This is a genomic window from Flavobacterium sp. GSB-24 (assembly GCF_027924665.1).
In the GTDB taxonomy this organism is placed as follows: Bacteria; Bacteroidota; Bacteroidia; order Flavobacteriales; family Flavobacteriaceae; genus Flavobacterium.
Genome location: NZ_AP027043.1, coordinates 2,508,111 through 2,528,177, shown reverse-complemented (window position 1 = coordinate 2,528,177; position 20,067 = coordinate 2,508,111). Strand labels below are relative to the sequence as shown.

Genomic DNA, 20,067 nt, shown 5'->3' with positions numbered 1-20,067 from the left:
ATTGTAAACCAATTAAAAATATACGCCTTATGGAAAACAATGCAACTGAAACTTTACAAAAGCTACAAAAATTAACCGCTCAGTATTTTACGACACTAAAACCAACCAATGAAGCCCATTCTTATACCGCACAATTTAAAGTTGTCAATTATTTAGAGCTAGGCTGTCTTATTACTGATTTACTAAAATTATGCATTCTTGCGCTTGATAATGACATGCACAATTTTTCTAAAAAAGATAAAAGTGCAACTATTAATGTAAGTCTGATTTTGGAAACGATTCTGCATTTGTTTCCTATGGATGAAATGGAGTTTTTGGGGTATGTTGGGGAGGTTGTTAATTGATTTCTATTTGCAGAGTTCTAATGTTAAAAAATCTCGCAATCCCGATAGTTATCGGAAGCTAAGCCGCAAAGTTTTTACGCAATCTTGTCATTTCGACGGAGGAGAAATCTTCGCAAGTAGCTGCGCAGCAGTGCGTGCTCAGTGGACGAAGATTTCTCCTTTCGTCGAAATGACAAACTTTATGGATTTGTTGTTTTGCTACTGTGAGCGATTATCGCCTAAATTATTTAAGAAGTTTGTCTATTTTATTCCAATGCCTCTTAATTTGACTCTTTATCTTGTTTGGGAATTTTATAGCTTGCGCCTTGTATGCATATGATAAGAAATTTCCCCAATCAAAGTGTTCTGACACTTCGAAATATTTTTTATTAGCATTATAAACATATTTTTTTCTTCTGGTAGCGCCTTTATATGTAAAACTATTTAATAATCTTCGTTTGAAGAGTTCACCTGGATATTTGGTACTAGCAGAAGTAGAGAAATGTTTTGCTCTTTTAATCGTTCGCTTCATTTTTCTATAAAATCCAGATAAACTAGCTGATTTTATCTTTACATCAACACCGTCAAACTCTAATCCTAGATAAATGAAATTTTTATCAAAATTTATCAGTTTTTCAAATTCTTGACCACATTTTAATAAATTACCATCACGATGAAAATGAAATACTTGAGTTTTTTTAGCTTGTATGCTTAAATTAATATCATCAATCTTTTTGTTAAAAAGAGAAATCACTTCTTGTTTTTTATCTAATGGGCATATTACCACCATATCATCAGAATATCTCTTATATATACCGTTAATACCTTTTATGTGTTCATTTATTTCAAAGTCAAAATCCAACATATAGATATTTGCTAAAATTGCACTGATAGGTGACCCTTGTGGAATTCCAAAATCTTTCGTTTTAACTAAACCATTTTCATCTTTAATAAACCTATTCTTTTTTACAAGTTTTTTACATCTGGATATAAATTCTGTTTTTGTACAAAATGCAATAGCTTCAGATTTTTTCAAAAATTTAATTTTTGAAACTTTTTTTCTTGCGATGGCTTTCTTGTAATTTTTGGTTGTTTTAACAAAAATATTATCTTGAAATTCGTTAAAAATATCAACCAAATCAATATAACTAAATCTTGTAATATTTTTGAAAACGTTAAAATGATCTTTAGGCATATCTTTTTCAGAATTACCTATAACTTCATTCCACTTTATTCTAAGTTTTTTGTGGTTTAAGTTGTCGAAAAAACCGGTAATATCAAACGCAATAGCAATAAAATGTTTGTCAGGGTAATCTTCAATTGATTTGAAAACATCTATTGCAAAATCAATATTACATTTATTTTTTTTTGAATTTTCTTTCAACGGAATCTTTCTGTAAGCAGTAACTACTTCTGATAGTTTTCTTTCCGAAATTATATTCTCATAATCCTTGGTCAACTTTTCAGCGTAATAACTATAAACCAAAGAATCTAGATGACCTGCATAAAACAATTCACGTTCTTTATTACTTGCTACACGATATACTTTTTTACCATCTATAATAGTATATTTTAATATCCCTGTTTTTTTTGAATAAACTTTTCTGAATTTTCTAACTTTACTTTTTTTATGAATGAAAGGAAGAAAGTCATGTTTACTAATTTTTTCAGAATTCGTTACATAATTTTCAATCCAAACAGCACGATCGTGTGACTTCAACGGAAAACCAATATGTGGATACCTTTTTAATTTGAACCAATCTTTGCTTTTTTCTACTGGTATATTTACAGCCATATTAATTTTTAAAGTGAAAAAAGAGAAGGTGACTACGAAGCATTGCTTTTACAAATTTTATTATGTGAAAAATACATGCGTTATTGATGCCTAAACATCGCTCCTTCAAGTCGGGTAATTATTGTTGTAACTTTACAAATTAATTCAAATTCTATGAAAGAACCAGTCATCTATAAGTACATACCAGTCATATTATCCCTAAGCAATCTGTTATTAACAGCGCTGGGAATAACAGATTGCTTAGGAGATATTTATTCAATATTCTCTTGCATATCTGAAATTAGACCTCCTCAACAGCGTTTAATGTTGAGTTAGATTTACTCTATACCATAAAACGTATTTTTCGGCTCCCTCTCTTATTCACTATTATTTCTTACAATTTTCAAATTAATCAAATAATTTTCAAACTAAAGTACGGTTTTCCACATTTTAAAATAAAAAAACTACTAAGAATAAAAAAACCTCCCAAAATCTTGAGAGGTTTTCCATATATTAAAAAAAATAAAATCTTTACATATTCCTTCTATACTGCCCACCCACTTCAAACAAAGCCGAAGTAATCTGCCCTAACGAACAAACTTTTGTAGCTTCCATTAAATGATCGAATAAGTTTTCGTTTTTAATAGCGGCTTGCTGTAATGTATTTAAATGCTCGTTTACTTTTGCTTCGTGGAATTGATGCAGATTATCCAGCATCGTAATCTGGTATTGTTTTTCTTCTTCAGTTGCACGAATAACCTCAGCCGGAATTACTGTTGGTGAACCTTTTGAACTCAAGAAGGTATTTACACCCACAATTGGGAAATCTCCGTTGTGTTTTAAGGTTTCGTAATACAAACTTTCTTCCTGAATTTTAGATCTTTGGTACATAGTTTCCATTGCGCCTAGAACTCCTCCTCTTTCTGTAATTCTGTCGAATTCTTGTAGAACCGCTGCTTCGACTAAATCGGTTAATTCTTCGATGATGAACGAACCTTGAATTGGGTTTTCATTTTTCGCTAAACCTAATTCTTTATTGATAATCAACTGAATTGCCATGGCACGACGTACAGATTCTTCTGTTGGCGTTGTAATCGCTTCGTCGTATGCATTGGTGTGCAATGAATTACAGTTGTCATAAATGGCGTATAATGCCTGTAAAGTCGTTCTAATATCGTTGAAATCAATTTCCTGTGCGTGTAACGAACGTCCAGAAGTTTGAATATGATATTTCAGCATTTGTGCTCTTTCGTTGGCTCCGTATTTGTTTTTCATGGCTTTTGCCCAAATCTTGCGCGCCACACGACCAATAACCGAATATTCTGGATCTACTCCATTCGAGAAGAAGAACGATAAATTCGGTCCAAAATCGTTGATGTTCATGCCTCGGCTCAAATAATATTCCACGTAAGTGAAACCATTTGAAAGTGTAAATGCCAATTGCGTAATCGGGTTTGCTCCCGCCTCTGCAATATGATATCCTGAAATCGAAACCGAATAGAAATTACGAACGTTTTTGGTAATAAAATATTCCTGAACGTCGCCCATTAATCGCAAAGCAAATTCGGTTGAGAAAATACAAGTGTTTTGCGCCTGATCTTCTTTTAAAATATCGGCTTGAACCGTTCCACGAACTTGCGATAAAGTTTTGGCTTTTATTTCGTTATAAACATCCAAAGGTAAAACCTGATCTCCCGTAACGCCCAAAAGCATTAATCCTAAACCGTTGTTTCCTTCTGGTAGATCGCCTTGGTATTTTGGTCTTTCGATTCCTTTGTCTTTATATATTTTGTTGATTTTAGCTTCAACTTCTTTTTCTAATTCGTTGGCCTTGATGTACAATTCGCATTGCTGATCGATTGCGGCATTCATAAAGAAACCTAACAGCATAGGCGCTGGTCCGTTGATGGTCATACTTACCGAAGTTAAAGCGTGAACCAAATCGAAACCTGAATATAGTTTTTTCGCATCATCCAGACAGCAGATTGAAACTCCTGCATTTCCTATTTTTCCATAAATATCTGGACGTAAATCTGGATCGTTTCCGTATAAGGTTACGCTGTCAAAAGCAGTCGAAAGACGTTTTGCAGGCATTCCTGCACTTACGTAATGAAAACGTTTATTAGTTCTTTCTGGTCCGCCCTCGCCCGCAAACATTCTTGACGGATCTTCGCCTTCACGTTTAAACGGATATAATCCCGAAGCAAACGGAAATTCGCCAGGAACATTTTCCTGTAAATTCCAACGCAGAATATCGCCCCAGCCTTCGTATTTAGGCAAAGCAATTTTCGGAATCTGTAAATGCGATAAACTTTCAGAATGCGTGGCAATCTTGATTTCTTTATCACGGACTTTAAAACTATAAACCGGATTTTTGTATTTCGCTACTTTTTCATCCCAATTCAAGATAATCTCCCAATTATACGGATCTAAATCCATTTTTACTTTATCGAATTGATTCAGTAAAAGATTTAAAAAGATTCTATTTTCGTCGTGTTCTTGAAATCCTGCAGTTAAAACAGTCGAATCGTCAATTCCTGCTTTTGTGATCTGCGGCACTTTCCCAGAAACCGATTCGATGGTTTTGAAAATTCCGTATAATTTCTGCGCTACTTTTTGCTGCGAAAGTGCGATTTCATCATAACTTCTGTTATTCTCTGCAATTTCAGATAAATAACGTGTTCTTCCCGGCGGAATCACGAAGATCTTCTCGCTCATTTCTTTGGTGATTTCAAAAGTCGATTTCAAATCAGAATCGGTTTTCTCCACCACTTTATCCATAATCGCTTTGTAAAGCGTGTTCATTCCTGGATCGTTAAACTGAGAAGCGATTGTTCCGAAAACCGGCATTTCATCAGGATTTTTATCCCAAAGATTATGATTTCTCTGATATTGTTTTTTTACATCGCGCAAAGCATCAAGTGCGCCGCGTTTATCAAATTTGTTTAAAGCCACTAAATCGGCAAAATCAAGCATGTCGATTTTTTCCAATTGTGTTGCGGCTCCAAATTCTGGTGTCATTACATATAAGGACACATCAGAATGATCCATAATTTCAGTATCAGACTGACCAATACCCGAAGTTTCCAAAATAATCAAATCGTATTTTGCGGCTTTTAAAACCTGAATCGCCTCGGCTACATATTTAGACAAAGCCAAATTCGACTGGCGAGTTGCCAGCGAACGCATATAAACACGTGGATTATTTATGGCATTCATACGAATTCTGTCTCCTAAAAGTGCTCCTCCTGTTTTTCTCTTCGAAGGGTCGACAGAAATTAATCCGATTGTTTTTTCTGGGAAATCAATTAAAAAACGACGAACCAATTCATCTACCAAAGAAGATTTTCCTGCTCCACCAGTTCCTGTAATTCCTAAAACTGGAATTTTAGAACTCGTATTGTTTTCGTGAATTTTATCAAAAACAGGTTTTGCAATTTCTGGGAAGTTTTCTGCAGCAGAAATCAAACGTGCAATGGCTGTAGGCACTTTATTTTCGATGTGATCTACTTCTCCGTTCAATTGATCTCCGATAGGAAAATCAGAACGTTCAACCAAGTCATTAATCATTCCCTGCAAACCTAAAGAACGTCCGTCGTCTGGAGAATAAATTCTGGTAATACCATATTCATGCAATTCGGCAATTTCGCTTGGCAGAATTACACCGCCGCCGCCGCCGAATATTTTTATATGCCCCGCTCCTTTTTCATGAAGCAGATCATACATATATTTAAAGTATTCATTGTGCCCGCCTTGGTAAGATGTCATAGCAATAGCATTGGCATCTTCTTGAATAGCGGTATTTACCACTTCTTCAACGCTTCTGTCATGGCCTAGGTGAATTACTTCAACTCCTGTTGACTGAATAATACGACGCATAATATTTATGGCGGCATCATGTCCGTCGAAAAGCGAAGCAGCAGTGACAATTCTTACTTTATTTTTAGGAATATATGGTATTTGTTGTTCCATTTTATGAATATGATAATTTTATGAGGGCAATTTACAAAATATTTTAATATTCGATCCCTACTATAAGCTTATCTTAACAAAAATAAATCGATTTCGCAATCCAAAAGGGTAACATTTTACGTAACTAATTGATATAGTTAAAGAAAGCTTAAAGACATGGCAATTTCGCAACATTTAAACATAATCAGGAAACATGTTACAAGACGTTCTAGAGTAATTTAGCATTGTAGAAAAGCCCCAAATTTTTACCAAACAACTTAACATAAAAAGTAATAACGTAAAAATTTAAAAAATGAAAACATATTATTCATTCGCCGTAATTTTAGGTTTGAGTTTCTTTATATCTTCTTTTAATAGAATTGAAAAAAACACTCTTTCAGATAAAAAAACATCAAACGCTTTGGTTGTTTACAACAATGATGATGTAAACGATAAAGTTTCCAATGACTTCTTTAAAAGATATTCTGATTTGAAAAAATACAAATCTGATGTAATGTCATTGTACAAAAACAGAACTCTAGGAACTATTTGGTTTGACGAAGATGATATTAACGAATTTGGAACTGTTTTGTATGAAAAAGCAAAAAAAACAAATGATTTAGTTATTCCTTACCAAAAAGAAATTGATCAACTTTTTGACCGATCATCTGAAACAAAGCTATCTAAAACAGATGCAGATATGCTTTTAAGTTCTTTATATGTAGTGTATGCTAAAAAAAGTAATGCAGATAAGAAAAAATTGTCTTACGACGCAATGTTGAAAGATTTCTTAAACTACAGTACCATCGAAGAAGCTACTGCTTCAACAACAACAGAAGACGTTAAAGTAGAATATGACCAATATTATAAATTACAAGACGTTCTAAAAAAATACAAAAGATTAGAACGATCAAATAAATGGAAACCAATTGTTCCAGAAGAAACACCTTATAAAGAGTTACGTCCAGATGCTGTTTCGAGCACTATCGCTCAAGTTAGAACCCGTTTGTATTTATTAGGAGATTTAAAAAGTGATTCTAAAAGCAACGTGTACGATCGTGAATTAATGGATGCTGTGATGAAATACAAAGTTCGTAACGGATTTAAACCTAACTATATTCTTGCAGAAGAGCATATTAATGAAATGAATATTCCGCTGTCCGACAGAGTAGAGACTTTGAAATTAAACATGGAAAGATGCCGAGCAATTTCGGCTCAAATTGCAGCCAGCGATGAGTATGTTTTAGTAAATGTTCCTTCTTTTGAATTGGTTTATGTGAAAAACGGAAAAGTAGAATTGACTTCGAGTGTGTTTGTTGGAGCACCTTTGACAAAAACAACCATTTTTAATGGAGAAATTGACAGAATCGTTTTCAGCCCATATTGGACAGTTCCTCAAAGTATTGTACAAAACGAATTGAAATCTAAAATTGCTGCAGATCCTAATTATCTTGCAGAAAAAAATATGGAAATGGTAAATGGCCAAGTGAGACAAAAACCAGGACCAGACAACTCTTTAGGGTTAGTGAAATTTATGTTTCCAAACCAAGACGATATTTACATGCACGATACGCCATCTAAAACTTTATTCGATTTTGAAAAAAGAACTTTCAGCCACGGTTGTATAAATGTAAAAATGGCAAAAGAATTGGCTGTTGCAATGCTTAAAGATTATCCAGAATGGACACCTGCAAAAATTGATAAAGCTATGGCTGGAAAAACAGAAAATAGTTTTAAATTGACTAAAAAAGTACCCATTTATATTACCTATTTTACTTCATTAGTAAATGAAAATGGTGAAATTGGTTTCTTCCAGGATGTTTATGAAAAAGACAAAGAGTTAACTGGCGAAAATGCTGTTGTAGGTCAATAATATAAATTCTATTAAATTTTAGAGAGAAGTTATCATTTTTTGATAGTTTCTCTCTTTTTTAGTCTTTTTTAGTAACCCCAAAAAAAAACTTAAGTTATTACTATTAAAGCTTTTAGAGGCAATTTACTTCTATAAACTTCACGAATTTTGCCCTGTAATTATACCACTAATTTTATAATACTTAAAACTAATTATTATGAAAACAAATAATATCGAAGGTCTAACAATGTTTGAGATAAATGTATTAGTGCAGCAAGGCGGAAGATTTGTTATTTTTCCTAATACTATTTCAAAACTGATGAAAAAATTTAAAGGCTCAAATATTTATTTTGTTCGCCCAGAAGAAAAAACTTTTAAATATGCCTTAAAACATTTCTTTAAAAATTTAGCCTTAGGCTGGAGAGCTTTCCCGTGGGGGCCAGTTTATGTCATTAAATCTTTTTATTTTTTAATTAAAGGAGGAAAAGATTATACCCAAATCATTCTGGCAGAATTGAATAAAAATAATCCAGTTTACAATCCTGAGTTTACTATTTAATAAATACGCTCACTTTAATATTGTCTTAAAATGATACTTTAAAAGCATATAAGGGCTAAAAGTGGTTTTATTTAAAAAGAGATTTGCCGAAATTTTTTTTTAATTAAATCACAGTGAAAAAATACTTTTTTCTATTTACTGCAATATTAATGCTAATTTCTGGCTGCAATAATTCAAAAACACCTGAAAGTTTTATTGGAGCCCATAATATTCCCAGACCTAAAGCGCCTAAAGCTGTTGGCCCTCCGCGTATTTTATTTATGGGCAACAGCCAATTAGAATATTTTGTCAGCACTTCAACATTATTTCAAGAACTATGCAATGCCAATCAGCAGCATATTAATGTACAGCAGTTAGTGACAATGGGTGTTCCTCTTGACAAAGTTTACTACACCAATAAAACGGAAGCCAACCAAAATTTTTCTAATATAGACAAAGATGGAAATTACTACGATTATGTTGTGCTTCAAGAAGCAACACCAATTGCATTAAACGATCCTGAGAAGTATAAAAATAATTTAAAATTTATTGTTGAAAAAATACATAAAAACAGTCCAGATGCTGCTATATATGTATACCAAGCAATGTCTCCAGTACCTTACACAGACTCCAACTATAACAATTACTATAACGAACTACGTAAAAATGCGATGGGAGCGGCAACATTTTTAAAAAATGCAGGTTTATTGAGAATTGGTGACGCAGTTAAAGATGCTTACAATGGTAAAAGTGGTTACCAATACCTAAAAGACAATAAGGATCGTCTTCGTTTCGGAAGAGAAACACTGCATTTTTTAAATGATGGCGGATTTTTGCAGGCCGTTTTATTATATAGTTCTATTTTCGATGAAAAACCAATTATTCCTAAAAAACTTATTCTTAGTACAGGAACAAGTGATACTGATCATATGCGAAAACAAGAAGTCTATAAAGCCATCAGTAATCCAAAAGCTTTAGAAGAAATTGCTTTTAGTAATCGTTAAAACTTAATACTAATAAAATCATCTTATTATTCATAAGGTGATTTTTTTTTAATTTATTCAATTTATAAAATGACTATCAAAGACCCAATTTTTGGAGAACTTGAATACAATTATATTTGGTGCAAATATACTCAGATTCAATTCTTAGATAAAGAAGTTGAAATTTCAATAACTATTAATGGAGAAGAATCTGGAGAATTTGACAAACAGCAATATGAGTCGTATAATTTTTTAATGGCCGAATGGAAAAATATACAATATAAAATTCTACCATCAATATTAAATTATTATCAAGAAAAAAGAAAAGAACTTGGTTATCATCTTGAGTTTAATGCTTTTTACCCAGCCATTGAAACACTTGAAGAACTAATTGAAAACATAACTTTTGTTGGTATTAATATTCCTCATGCAGGAATTTTTGCAAGTCGATCAATTGGACTTGCATTTGATTGTACATGGGATGAAGAAAATGGAGTTGGTATACTTCTTTTAGATGAAAGAATTGAAAAATTAGGTTATCAGGATATTATTTGTTAAGTCAAATTTCTCTATACGTCTTCGAATCCAAACCAAAAAAATCGATCTATAAAATAATAAAAAACCTTAAAACTAGACTTTGTTATTTATCAAACAAATTGTTTACCCTCTCAGAATATTTTTATGGCTTTATTTTTGAATAAGTAGTATTTTTGAAACTTAATAATCCCCAACAAATGAAAAAGATTTTATTATTAGCCGTTACATTTTCTCTTACGTCTTGTGCGCAGGTACAACAGACCTTAAATCAATTACCTCAAATATCATCCCAGATTCCTGGAGTTGGTGGTGTAGACATTGCTTCGGGTCTAAAAGAAGCTTTAAACAAAGGAATTACCCTACAAGTAAGTAAATTAACTGCAGTAGATGGCTTTTATAAAAATGAAGCTGTAAAAATTTTAATGCCGCAAGAATTACAAAAAGTAGATGCTACTCTAAGAAAAGTAGGTTTAAGCTCTCTTGCAGATGAAGGAATAAAAATGCTGAACCGTGCTGCAGAAGATGCAGTGAAAGAAGCTACGCCAATATTTGTTTCGGCAGTAAAAAATATGTCTTTTACAGACGCTAAAAATATTTTACTAGGAAACGACAGCGCTGCTACAAGCTATTTGCAAGGAAGTACAACTTCTGCTTTATATGGAAAATTTAATCCTGTGATTAAAAGTTCTTTCGAAAAAGTAGGCGCTGATGTTGTTTGGACAAAAATCATAAACAAATACAACACGATTCCATTAGTTAAAAAAGTAAATCCAGATTTGACTGACTATACAACAACTCAAGCTTTATCTGGAGTTTTTAAAATGATTGCTGTAGAAGAAAAAGAAATCCGTAATAATATAAGTGCAAGAACAACTCCTTTATTAAAAAGTGTATTTGCAATGCAGGACGGAAAATAATTTTTTCTGAAGTTAAAAAGATTCAAAGGCACAAAGATACAAAGCAGCCTTTGCAACTTTGGACCTTTGCAACTTGTCACTAACCAAAATTAAATACCAAAATGCAAAAAATAACAATACTCATTCATTGTGGAGATCAAAAGAATATTATCGCCTCTGTGACTACTTTTATTGCTAAAGTAGAAGGAAATATCACCTATATTGATCAGCATGTTGATGTAGAGCAAAATGTATTTTTTATGCGATTGGAATGTGAATTTACCAATCCGCAAATTACTATTGAAAGTTTAAAAGAAGATTTTGATAAAACTCTCGCTGTCAAATTTAATATGTCTTGGGATTTGTACAGCCAGGAGCAAAAACCTAAAATGGCATTATTTGTTTCTAAATATGATCATTGTTTATTTGATATTTTAGGACGTTACAGTGCTGGAGAACTAAATGTCGAAATTCCGCTTATCATTAGTAATCATAATGATTTAAGGTCAATTGCTGAACGTTTTGATATTCCGTTTCACTATGTGCCTTTTACCAAAGAGAATAAAGAAGAAGGTGAAGCAAGACAAATTGAGCTATTAAAAAGATATGAAATCAATTTTATTGTTTTGGCCCGTTACATGCAAATTGTCACTCCAAAATTGATTTCGCTTTACGAAAATAAAATTATCAATATTCATCATTCGTTTTTACCTGCTTTTCCAGGAGCGAAACCGTATCATTCGGCATTTAAACGCGGTGTAAAAATTATTGGTGCAACAAGTCACTATGTTACAGAAGAACTAGACGAAGGTCCGATTATTGAACAAGATATTGCGAGAGTTTCTCACATTCATTCGGTAGAAGATTTTATCATGAAAGGACGCGATCTAGAAAGAATTGTTTTAGCAAGGGCAATTAAATTGCATGCAGAAAGAAAAACAATGGTTTACAGCAATAAAACAGTAGTTTTTTCTTAAGCATGAAATTCTGAGATTTAATAAAACAAAATAAAAACCCGACAGTTTATAACGCTGTCGGGTTTTATGTTTTTAATAACTCTTCATCTTTTAAAAACAACCTCAAAAAACCTCATTGTATGTATTTTGGCAGGTTGAAAAACAGCTTTTTACAAGCAGTTGTTAATTTTACTTTAAATGTATTTTTCTGATTTCTAATATTTTATCATTATATTAAATCAAAACCAACTGAATTAATAAACAAATTTGATAGTTATTATATTTTAATAATTAAAAATTATTCTATGCTGCAGAAAGCTCAAAACAATGATTTTATAAATCTTAACTTATGCTCAACAAAGTAATAACAAAACCTTAACAGCATAAGATTGATATATGTCGGACATTTGTAATGTAATAAACTGGTTATTTATTATTTTGGTTTTGGTTAGTTAAATGATGCCGGCGTCTTCGAGATGCCGGCATTCTTTTTTTATAGATTTTCGTTACAGGTTACTTATACTTTGAGCATAATTTCTACCGCAAAGAACGCAAAGGTTTTTTCGCAAAGTTCGCAAAGCTATAATACAAAACTTTGTAAACTTTATGTTTTCTATAAACCTTGCATAAAAAGAATCTTTGCGTTCTTTGCGTTAAAATCACGATCCAACAAAAAATGCAAAGCTAATTCTTCAACCTTTCGTGTAGTAATTTGAAATAAGCAAAAGCCTTAAATAATCGGCTTCCGTGCCAAGAGAACATTTCGCCGTCGACGAAAATAGTTTTAGCGTGATGCGTAAATCTTCCAATTTCAAAAGCATCTTCTTCTTTAAAAGGATACGGTTCTGAAGAAAGGAAAACAATATCTGGATCTCCTTCTAAACGCATCTTCTTTAATTCAATTTCTGGATAACGTCCTTTATCTTCGTATATATTTGTAAAATGATTCAGTTTTAATAATTCATTTATATAAGTATCGTTTCCAGCAACCATATATGGATTTTTCCAAATGAAATAAGCTGCTTTTTTAGACGGGATGTCTTTTACGTAATTCTTGAAATCGCTTAAAGCAAAAGTCAGTTTATCATTCCATTTTTGGGCTTCGGTTCTGCAATTGAACAATTGCCCGAAATCTGAAATCATCTGAAAGTTATCGTCAATAGAAACAATATTCGTAACCCAAACCGGACAAATTTCCTGTAACTGATTTACAATTTCTTCTGTGTTTTCTTCTTTATTGCAAATGATAATATCAGGCTGTAAAAGCTTTATTTTCTCGAAGTGAATTTTCTTTGTCCCACCAACAATCTTTTTAGTCGACTTAAAATGAAACGGATGTACACAAAACTTCGTAATTCCGATAATTTTATCTTCTAAACCTAGATCGTATAATAATTCGGTTTGAGAAGGAACTAGAGAAATTATACGCTTGGGAGCTGATTCAAAAGAATGTAAAGTGCCCAGCTGGTCTTTAAGTTGTTTCATGTTTCAAGTTTTATTTGTTTGAAGTTAATTGGATCGTGGTTTTAACGCAAAGGTTTTACATTTACTAGGTTTTGTATAAAACACAAAGTTCGCAAAGCTTTGTAAATAAAGCGTTGCGACTTTGCGATAAAATTATGTTCAAAGTAATAAACTTGAAACCTTAAACCTGAAACTTTGTATTAATAATCCCTTCCATTTCCTGCTGTACTTTCAAAGCTTCTTCCCTAGCCTTTTGAGCAAAGTCAGTTCCGTTTGAAGCGTAAATAATTGCTCTTGCAGAATTTACCAAAAGACCAATTTTATCATTCATTCCGTATTTGCAAACTTCTGACAAACTTCCGCCTTGAGCGCCAATTCCAGGAACTAGTAAAAAGCTGTCTGGAACAATTTTTCTAATTTCTGTAAAATATTCTGCTTTTGTTGCGCCTACAACATACATTAAGTTTTCGCTGTTTTTCCACGTTTTAGAAGTTTCCAAAACTTGTTTGTACAATTCTTTTCCGTTTGTGGTTAAAGTCTGAAAATCGAAAGCACCTTCATTTGATGTTAAAGCTAACATTATAGTGTGCTTGTTTTCGAAAGCCAAAAAAGGTTCAACAGAATCTTTTCCCATATATGGCGCAACGGTTACACTATCAAAATTTAAATCTTCAAAAAAAGCTTTTGCATACATACTTGAAGTATTCCCGATATCTCCGCGTTTTGCATCGGCGATCGTAAATATTTCAGGATAATTTTCGTTGATGTAATTAATTGTTTTCTGCAAAGACATCCATCCTTTTATTCCGTATGCTTCAAAAAATGCTGTATTTGGCTTATAACCAACAGTTAAATCGTGTGTAGCATCGATTATCGCTTTATTAAATTCAAAAATAGGATCTTCTGTTTCTAATAAATGCTGCGGTAATTTTGCTAGGTCTGGATCTAAACCAACGCATAAAAATGATTTTTTCTGAAGAATTTGTTCGTGTAGTTGTTGTGTAGTCATATTGTATTTTGCTAGTGCGGCAAAATTACAAATAATATAATTGGTTTACCAAATTAGCTACGACATTGAATTCCTGTAACATCTCGCAAAAATTGTGTAAGAAAAAACAAGTTCTGGAAAAGTATCTTTGGAAGAAACCTTTTAATACATACAAGTATGAGCCCAAATATCGGAATATCACCTAAAAATTTAAAAAAAAGCGCCACTATATTAGCCACGATTTTATCAAACGAAATGACACTGTATGTAAAAACTAGAAAATTTCACTGGAACATTTCTGGAAACAGCTTCATGGAATTACATAAGTTGTTTGAAGATCAGTACCGAATCCTAGAAGCTAACATTGATGAAGTTGCAGAACGCATCAGCCAGCTTGGAGAAAAAACAATTGGTACTATGAAAGAGTTTATTGAAAATTCTACTATAAAGGAATCACCAAAAGAATATGCCTCTCAAAAACATATGTTATCTGAACTTTTAGAAAACCACGAGCAGCTGGTAACAGAATTTAGAGATTATATTCCCGTTTTTGAAAATGAAACAAATGATGCAGGTTCTGCAGATTTTGTAACGGGACTTTTGCAAGAGCACGAAAAAATGGCTTGGATCTTGAGGAGGTATCAGGTTTAATTGTTAATTGTTAATTGTTAATTCTAATTTTTTAATTTTTAATTTTTAATTTTTTTAATTTTTAATTCTAGTTGTAATTAAAATTTAAGTTATTCAAATTATTAAATTGGGATGAAAATTATACAACAGTCTTAAAAATTAATGTAACGCAAACCTCTTTTAGAAGTTGCAACTTTACATTATTAATAATTTCAAACAAAAGACACCATGAATACTACCGAGATAAAAGGAAACTGGAATGAGTTAAAAGGAAAATTAAAGCAAAAATATGCTGAATTAACAGATGACGATTTGATGTTTGCTGAAGGAAAAGAAGACGAAATGTACGGAAGACTTCAGCAAAAATTAGGAAAAACGAAAGAAGAATTCCATCAAATGCTGTCTGATTTGTAAATCCTTGCAACTCAATCAGGAAATACCGTCTAGTAAAAAATATTAGACGGTATTTTTTTGAAAATTTTATTTTAAAATGCATTCAACTTGTAATTCTAAGTTATTTTTACGCAAAAACACCAAATAAATTAAGTATCTTTAACCAAATTTCCATAAAATGAAACTATTTATAAAGTTTGACATTAACACGATTTGCTCTCTTTATTTAAAACAAAACCTGGAACAAAATAATATTAATTTTACAACTCTGGGATTTGGAGAAATTGAGATTGAAGATAATCTTGATGCCGAAGCATTAGAGAATTTAAAAAATAAATTAACTCCGTGCGGTTTTGAAGTAGTTGAAAATCAAAAAAGTGTATTAGTCCAAAAAATAAAAGACGCGATTATCGAGCTTGTTTTTATGGATGACAGTAATAATTATAAAAGTTCTGTGTTTTTAGCAGAGAAGCTAAATCATAGTTACGGCTATTTATCAAATGTTTTCTCAGAAGTGACATATTCTTCTATTGAAAACTTTATTATTTTACAAAAAATCGAAAGAGCAAAACAGTTGATAATTATCAACGAAATGAGTTTGACAGAAATAGCTTTTTTACTAAATTACTCCAGTGTTGCGCACTTGAGTACGCAGTTTAAAAACACAACTGGAATTACTCCATCTGCTTTTCAGAGAATTATTAAGAAACGAAGAGAAAATTTAAAATAAAAACCCAAATACCACGATCAAATGCAGAAAAACGCATTACACATTTTACTAGCTGATGATGATGAAGATGACCGTCTTTTTTTTAAAGATGCTTTTGAGGAAATCAAAATACAAACGAATGTAAGTTTCGTTCATGACGGAATGCAGCTGATGGATCATTTAATGAACACAGACAATAAACTTCCAGATATTTTGTTTCTAGATTTGAACATGCCGAAAAAAACAGGTAAAGAATGTTTAATTGAAATCAAAAAAACAGATCGTCTAAAAGATATAATCATTGCTATTTACTCAACATCTTCTTCTGAAGAAGATATCGAAGATACATTTATTCAAGGCGCAAATATTTACATTAAAAAACCGAGCGATTTCAATACGCTTAAAAAAATAATTAATGAAGTCGTGACCGTAAACTGGCATTATCATACTTCAGGTTTAAACCGTGATAATTTCTTGCTGCGACTAAAATAAGAGCATACTATAATGAAGTGGATACCAAATTTTAATTCTTCAAACTCTTTGAGAGTTATTTTTGTAATCGCAGTTTTCATCCTGTTATTTCTTTCTTCAATTGCTTACAAACATAATCAAGACTTGAACGAATCAAGTAAATTGGTTATGCATACTTACGAAATTAACATCCAGCTAGAGCGTTTAATGTCGGCTATTAAAGATGCAGAAACGGGCCAGCGAGGGTATATCATCACTCGCAATGCCCGTTTTTTAACCCCTTACATTTATTCGCGCGATAAAGTGAATACTTCTTTTATCACTTTAAAAAAACTAACTGCCGATAATCCGCAGCAACAGCGCAATCTTCAAAAACTTTTTAAACTCATCACGCAGCGATTTGTTTCTTTTGAAAACTGTTTAAAATACAGCGATCCTAAAACATACGATAAAAGAAAATTAGATAATCATATGTTTGGCGGAAGAATCTTGATGGAAAACATTCGTTTTAAAGTAGATGAAATGAATGATATCGAAAAGACTTTTCTAAAAAAAAGACTTAAAATTTACGATTCAGAAATTTCATTAAGTCCTCTTTTTTCGATTTCCTTATTTTTAGCTGCATTGAGTTTCATTTTACTGGCTTACCGACAAATCAGCCGAGATTTTCAACGCCTAAAGATTTTCAACAAAAGACTTCTTATCTCAAATGGACTGATTGCAGAATCTGAAAGCATTGGTAATTTCAGTACTTGGCAATGGGATTTGGATGCCGATAAAATTGATTATTCAGACAATCAATATCGTTTGTTAGGTTTTGAACCAAAATCTTTTGTACCAAATAAAGCAACACTTTTAAAATTTGTTCATCCAGACGACAAAGAAACATTTGCTAAATATATGGATGGAGTTGTTGATAAAAAACAGCTTCCGTTTGTGTATTATAAAATTGTTCGATCAGATTATGAGGTTCGCTACTTCAAGACAACCGGTAAAATTGTAACTGACCAGCAAGGAAGTAAAATTTTACTGGGAATTAATTTTGATATTACTGATGAACATTTATTAAATATAGAACTTCAAGAACGAAATAAAGAATTAGAAAAAAGCAATAAAGAACTGGCTTCTTTTAATCATGTGGCAAGTCACGACTTACAGGAACCGCTTCGAAAAATCCAAACTTTTATTTCTAGAGTTTCTGATGCTGATAAGGATATAATGTCTGAAAGTGCTAAAAATTATATTTATAAAATCGAAAGCTCAGCAAAAAGAATGCGCGTTTTAATTGACGATCTACTTTTATTTTCGAGAACGAATACAACCAAAAAGGAGTTTATTAAAATGAATTTGAATGAACTGCTGGATAATGCCGAATCTGAATTGGCTGAAATTATTGAAGAAAAGAAAGCAGTTATTCAAAGTAATAAACTTCCTAAGCTGGCTGTAATTCCTTATCAGATAGAACAATTGTTTATTAATTTAATTGGAAACTCATTAAAGTACAGCCGACCAAATGTTGAACCTGTAATTTCTATTTCAAGCGAAAAAGTAAGCTCATCTGATTATCCTGAAATACTGGAACAATCTGTAAAGAAATTTCATAAAATATCTTTTACAGACAACGGAATGGGATTTGATCCGCAGTTTAAAGAAACGATTTTTATTCTTTTTCAACGTCTGCATTCTAAAACAGATTATCCTGGAACTGGAATCGGGTTAGCCATCTGTAAAAAAATTGTAGAGAACCATAAAGGACACATTATTGCCGACAGCACTATAGGCGAAGGATCTGTTTTTACTGTTTTTCTTCCAGACTAAAAATATAAAATTTTCAGTTTTCTTATACAATTATATAGGGCAATTAACAGTTGCAAAAACCTAATCTCAAAAACTGGTTGCGCAATTATACAATTGTAAGAAAAAAAATCAACGGTTTTAATTAAAATAAAAAAAGAAATCATAGAAAATTCTGTGATTTCTTTTTTTTTTTGCGTTCTACCAAACCCAACTAATCACCTGAATTTTAAAGGTTAAACTATAAAAATAATTCTACTATGGGAATTATATAAAGTTTCTTTTTTATGCTGTAAAGTAAAATGTTTCATTCGTTAGCATCTTTGTAATGTAATACTTTAAGAAGTGATAATGAAAGCAAAATCCCCCTTAAAAGCTTCAATTTTTAAAGTGTTTTTCTTACTGGTACTATTATTATGCATCACGTCTTGCAGAAAAATAAATCCGATAGAAAACACTTTTAAGAACCAAGCTTTAGCAATAACAGAAAGAGAAGAAACAGAAGCTTATTTCTTTATTTCAACGGCGAATGCTAGTAAGTCAATTATTTCTAAAAGTCAAATTGCACAACAAAAAAGTTCAGACACCATAGTTCAGGAATTGAGTAAGAGAATAGAAATTCATGAAAATCAAATCCTGGGCGAAATAACAAAAATGGCAACATTAAAGCTCATTGTTATTACTGAAATTAATGCCACACACAAAAGAGACCTGTACAACCTCATAGATGCAAATGGCAGTGAATTTAACGATGTTTATTTAAGCGCAATGAAAGATGCTTTAAGCGGCCAGATTAAGTTATTTGAAACTATATCTAGAGAAACAAAAGATAAAGAAATTCTAGAATTAGTATCAAGGTATTTACCTGAACAATATAAACTCTTAAGGGAAACCGAAAGAATAACAATACAAAACGTATAAGAGCCTATTTATCTATCAATTAACTAAATTTTTTAACTATGAAAATGCAAACAAATTTTTTATGCGCCTTAACACTTTTTTTATCAGCTTCATTTGGAATGCTGCACGCTCAAGACAATAATGTAAATACCGAGTTCGGTGTAAAAGGAGGATTCAACATGTCTAACCTATATGGCAGTGGAGACGATGTAGATGACAATAATATTTTATACGGTTTTAACGCCGGGGTTTATGCTACACTTCCTATTTCAGATTTTGTAGCGATTCAGCCAGAGCTTTTGTTTACTACAAAAGGTGCTGAATTTGAATACAACAATGCTTTTGCAAGCGGGAATACAAAATTCAAATTAAATTATATTGAACTTCCGCTTTTAGTTAGAGTAAATATTACAAAAAACTTTAATGTACATGCGGGTGGTTATGCTTCTTACTTAGTAAGTTCTAAAGTAACAGGAGACGGATCTTTTGATTTTGACCAAGAAATTGACAGAGATGATTTAAACAAATTTGATGCAGGTATTGCTGCAGGTGTTGGAGTTGATTTTGATCCTATCAGCATTGGAGTTCGTTACAATTATGGTTTAACAACTGTAGGTAAAGAAAGAACTGTTGCAGGAACAACTTACACAATTCCAGATGCAAAAAACAGCAATTTGACATTATACCTTTCGTATAAGTTAAATTAAGAGAACTAATTATAAACCACTAAAATAAAAAGCCATGTCAAATTTATTATATACAATCGCAGTGATTCTGGTAATTCTTTGGGCTTTAGGGTTCTTTGTTTACAGTTTCGGAAGTATTATTCACATTCTGTTAGTTATTGCCATTATCGCAGTACTGCTAAGACTTATTAAAGGTCGAGAAATTTAAATTAAATATTAAAT

General features: G+C 31.9%; 19 protein-coding genes. 15 read left to right on the top strand and 4 right to left on the bottom strand.

Features of this window, described 5'->3' with window-relative positions; genetic code table 11:
- Positions 1-29: 29 nt before the first annotated feature.
- The gene (locus tag QMG60_RS11075; RefSeq protein ID WP_281867860.1) at positions 30-344 is read left to right on the top strand and encodes a hypothetical protein; all 315 of its coding nucleotides are present in this window, start codon (positions 30-32) and stop codon (positions 342-344) included.
- Between the two features lie 223 nt (positions 345-567).
- Here QMG60_RS11075 and QMG60_RS11070 read toward each other — a convergent pair whose 3' ends face one another.
- On the bottom strand, positions 568-2,118 hold the full coding sequence (locus tag QMG60_RS11070) for a reverse transcriptase domain-containing protein (RefSeq protein ID WP_281867859.1): 1,551 nt from the start codon (positions 2,116-2,118) through the stop codon (positions 568-570).
- A gap of 510 nt (positions 2,119-2,628) precedes the next feature.
- Positions 2,629-6,069 carry a methylmalonyl-CoA mutase family protein gene (locus tag QMG60_RS11065; protein WP_281867858.1) on the bottom strand — a complete coding sequence of 1,147 codons (3,441 nt, stop codon included), beginning with the start codon at positions 6,067-6,069 and terminating at the stop codon, positions 2,629-2,631.
- Positions 6,070-6,361: 292 nt separating this feature from the next.
- Here QMG60_RS11065 and QMG60_RS11060 point away from each other — a divergent pair, with 292 nt between their 5' ends.
- From QMG60_RS11060 to purU, 6 genes are all read left to right on the top strand, one after another.
- Complete coding sequence (locus QMG60_RS11060; protein WP_281867857.1) at positions 6,362-7,921, top strand: L,D-transpeptidase family protein; 1,560 nt, start codon at positions 6,362-6,364, stop codon at positions 7,919-7,921.
- Between the two features lie 196 nt (positions 7,922-8,117).
- Positions 8,118-8,459, top strand: coding sequence for a hypothetical protein (locus QMG60_RS11055; protein WP_057118966.1), 342 nt, complete (start codon positions 8,118-8,120; stop codon positions 8,457-8,459).
- A 113-nt stretch (positions 8,460-8,572) separates the two neighbouring features.
- Positions 8,573-9,442, top strand: coding sequence for a hypothetical protein (locus QMG60_RS11050; protein WP_281867856.1), 870 nt, complete (start codon positions 8,573-8,575; stop codon positions 9,440-9,442).
- A 69-nt stretch (positions 9,443-9,511) separates the two neighbouring features.
- Positions 9,512-9,979 (top strand): DUF2004 domain-containing protein, encoded by a 468-nt coding sequence (locus QMG60_RS11045; protein WP_281867855.1) that lies wholly within the window; start codon positions 9,512-9,514, stop codon positions 9,977-9,979.
- Between the two features lie 176 nt (positions 9,980-10,155).
- Positions 10,156-10,875: a DUF4197 domain-containing protein gene (locus QMG60_RS11040; RefSeq protein ID WP_134140762.1), complete on the top strand. Its 720-nt coding sequence runs from the start codon at positions 10,156-10,158 to the stop codon at positions 10,873-10,875.
- A 101-nt stretch (positions 10,876-10,976) separates the two neighbouring features.
- Positions 10,977-11,831 carry a formyltetrahydrofolate deformylase gene (gene purU, locus QMG60_RS11035; protein WP_057118972.1) on the top strand — a complete coding sequence of 285 codons (855 nt, stop codon included), beginning with the start codon at positions 10,977-10,979 and terminating at the stop codon, positions 11,829-11,831.
- Positions 11,832-12,494: 663 nt separating this feature from the next.
- Here the strand turns inward: purU and QMG60_RS11030 are convergent.
- Positions 12,495-13,295, bottom strand: a complete 801-nt coding sequence (locus QMG60_RS11030; protein ID WP_281867854.1) for a helical backbone metal receptor — start codon at positions 13,293-13,295, stop codon at positions 12,495-12,497.
- Between the two features lie 160 nt (positions 13,296-13,455).
- A complete protein-coding gene (gene pyrF / locus QMG60_RS11025) occupies positions 13,456-14,283 on the bottom strand; it encodes an orotidine-5'-phosphate decarboxylase (RefSeq protein WP_281867853.1) in 828 nt (275 codons plus the stop codon).
- Positions 14,284-14,439: 156 nt separating this feature from the next.
- On the opposite strand from pyrF, the gene QMG60_RS11020 reads away from it, so the two are divergent.
- The 8 genes from QMG60_RS11020 to QMG60_RS10985 all read left to right on the top strand — a co-directional run bounded on the left by QMG60_RS11020 (position 14,440) and on the right by QMG60_RS10985 (position 20,053).
- Positions 14,440-14,913 carry a DNA starvation/stationary phase protection protein gene (locus QMG60_RS11020; protein WP_281867852.1) on the top strand — a complete coding sequence of 158 codons (474 nt, stop codon included), beginning with the start codon at positions 14,440-14,442 and terminating at the stop codon, positions 14,911-14,913.
- A gap of 207 nt (positions 14,914-15,120) precedes the next feature.
- The gene (locus QMG60_RS11015) at positions 15,121-15,306 is read left to right on the top strand and encodes a CsbD family protein (protein WP_057118980.1); all 186 of its coding nucleotides are present in this window, start codon (positions 15,121-15,123) and stop codon (positions 15,304-15,306) included.
- 157 nt (positions 15,307-15,463) lie between these two features.
- Positions 15,464-16,015, top strand: coding sequence for an AraC family transcriptional regulator (locus QMG60_RS11010; protein ID WP_057118982.1), 552 nt, complete (start codon positions 15,464-15,466; stop codon positions 16,013-16,015).
- Between the two features lie 21 nt (positions 16,016-16,036).
- Positions 16,037-16,486, top strand: a complete 450-nt coding sequence (locus QMG60_RS11005; RefSeq protein ID WP_057118985.1) for a response regulator — start codon at positions 16,037-16,039, stop codon at positions 16,484-16,486.
- A gap of 12 nt (positions 16,487-16,498) precedes the next feature.
- Entirely contained in the window at positions 16,499-18,283 is a 1,785-nt protein-coding gene (locus QMG60_RS11000; RefSeq protein WP_057118988.1) for a CHASE3 domain-containing protein, read from the top strand.
- Between the two features lie 327 nt (positions 18,284-18,610).
- Positions 18,611-19,180: a DUF4142 domain-containing protein gene (locus tag QMG60_RS10995; RefSeq protein WP_057118990.1), complete on the top strand. Its 570-nt coding sequence runs from the start codon at positions 18,611-18,613 to the stop codon at positions 19,178-19,180.
- A 38-nt stretch (positions 19,181-19,218) separates the two neighbouring features.
- Entirely contained in the window at positions 19,219-19,866 is a 648-nt protein-coding gene (locus tag QMG60_RS10990) for a porin family protein (RefSeq protein ID WP_057118993.1), read from the top strand.
- Positions 19,867-19,900: 34 nt separating this feature from the next.
- A complete protein-coding gene (locus QMG60_RS10985) occupies positions 19,901-20,053 on the top strand; it encodes a lmo0937 family membrane protein (protein ID WP_109192514.1) in 153 nt (50 codons plus the stop codon).
- Positions 20,054-20,067: the final 14 nt, after the last annotated feature.

Coding starts and splice junctions, on each gene's coding strand:
- QMG60_RS11075 (WP_281867860.1), top strand. CDS start 30: ATGGAAAACAATGCAACTGAAACTTTACAAAAGCTACAAAAATTAACC.
- QMG60_RS11070 (WP_281867859.1), bottom strand. CDS start 2,118: ATGGCTGTAAATATACCAGTAGAAAAAAGCAAAGATTGGTTCAAATTA.
- QMG60_RS11065 (WP_281867858.1), bottom strand. CDS start 6,069: ATGGAACAACAAATACCATATATTCCTAAAAATAAAGTAAGAATTGTC.
- QMG60_RS11060 (WP_281867857.1), top strand. CDS start 6,362: ATGAAAACATATTATTCATTCGCCGTAATTTTAGGTTTGAGTTTCTTT.
- QMG60_RS11055 (WP_057118966.1), top strand. CDS start 8,118: ATGAAAACAAATAATATCGAAGGTCTAACAATGTTTGAGATAAATGTA.
- QMG60_RS11045 (WP_281867855.1), top strand. CDS start 9,512: ATGACTATCAAAGACCCAATTTTTGGAGAACTTGAATACAATTATATT.
- QMG60_RS11040 (WP_134140762.1), top strand. CDS start 10,156: ATGAAAAAGATTTTATTATTAGCCGTTACATTTTCTCTTACGTCTTGT.
- purU (WP_057118972.1), top strand. CDS start 10,977: ATGCAAAAAATAACAATACTCATTCATTGTGGAGATCAAAAGAATATT.
- QMG60_RS11030 (WP_281867854.1), bottom strand. CDS start 13,295: ATGAAACAACTTAAAGACCAGCTGGGCACTTTACATTCTTTTGAATCA.
- pyrF (WP_281867853.1), bottom strand. CDS start 14,283: ATGACTACACAACAACTACACGAACAAATTCTTCAGAAAAAATCATTT.
- QMG60_RS11020 (WP_281867852.1), top strand. CDS start 14,440: ATGAGCCCAAATATCGGAATATCACCTAAAAATTTAAAAAAAAGCGCC.
- QMG60_RS11015 (WP_057118980.1), top strand. CDS start 15,121: ATGAATACTACCGAGATAAAAGGAAACTGGAATGAGTTAAAAGGAAAA.
- QMG60_RS11010 (WP_057118982.1), top strand. CDS start 15,464: ATGAAACTATTTATAAAGTTTGACATTAACACGATTTGCTCTCTTTAT.
- QMG60_RS11005 (WP_057118985.1), top strand. CDS start 16,037: ATGCAGAAAAACGCATTACACATTTTACTAGCTGATGATGATGAAGAT.
- QMG60_RS11000 (WP_057118988.1), top strand. CDS start 16,499: ATGAAGTGGATACCAAATTTTAATTCTTCAAACTCTTTGAGAGTTATT.
- QMG60_RS10995 (WP_057118990.1), top strand. CDS start 18,611: ATGAAAGCAAAATCCCCCTTAAAAGCTTCAATTTTTAAAGTGTTTTTC.
- QMG60_RS10990 (WP_057118993.1), top strand. CDS start 19,219: ATGAAAATGCAAACAAATTTTTTATGCGCCTTAACACTTTTTTTATCA.
- QMG60_RS10985 (WP_109192514.1), top strand. CDS start 19,901: ATGTCAAATTTATTATATACAATCGCAGTGATTCTGGTAATTCTTTGG.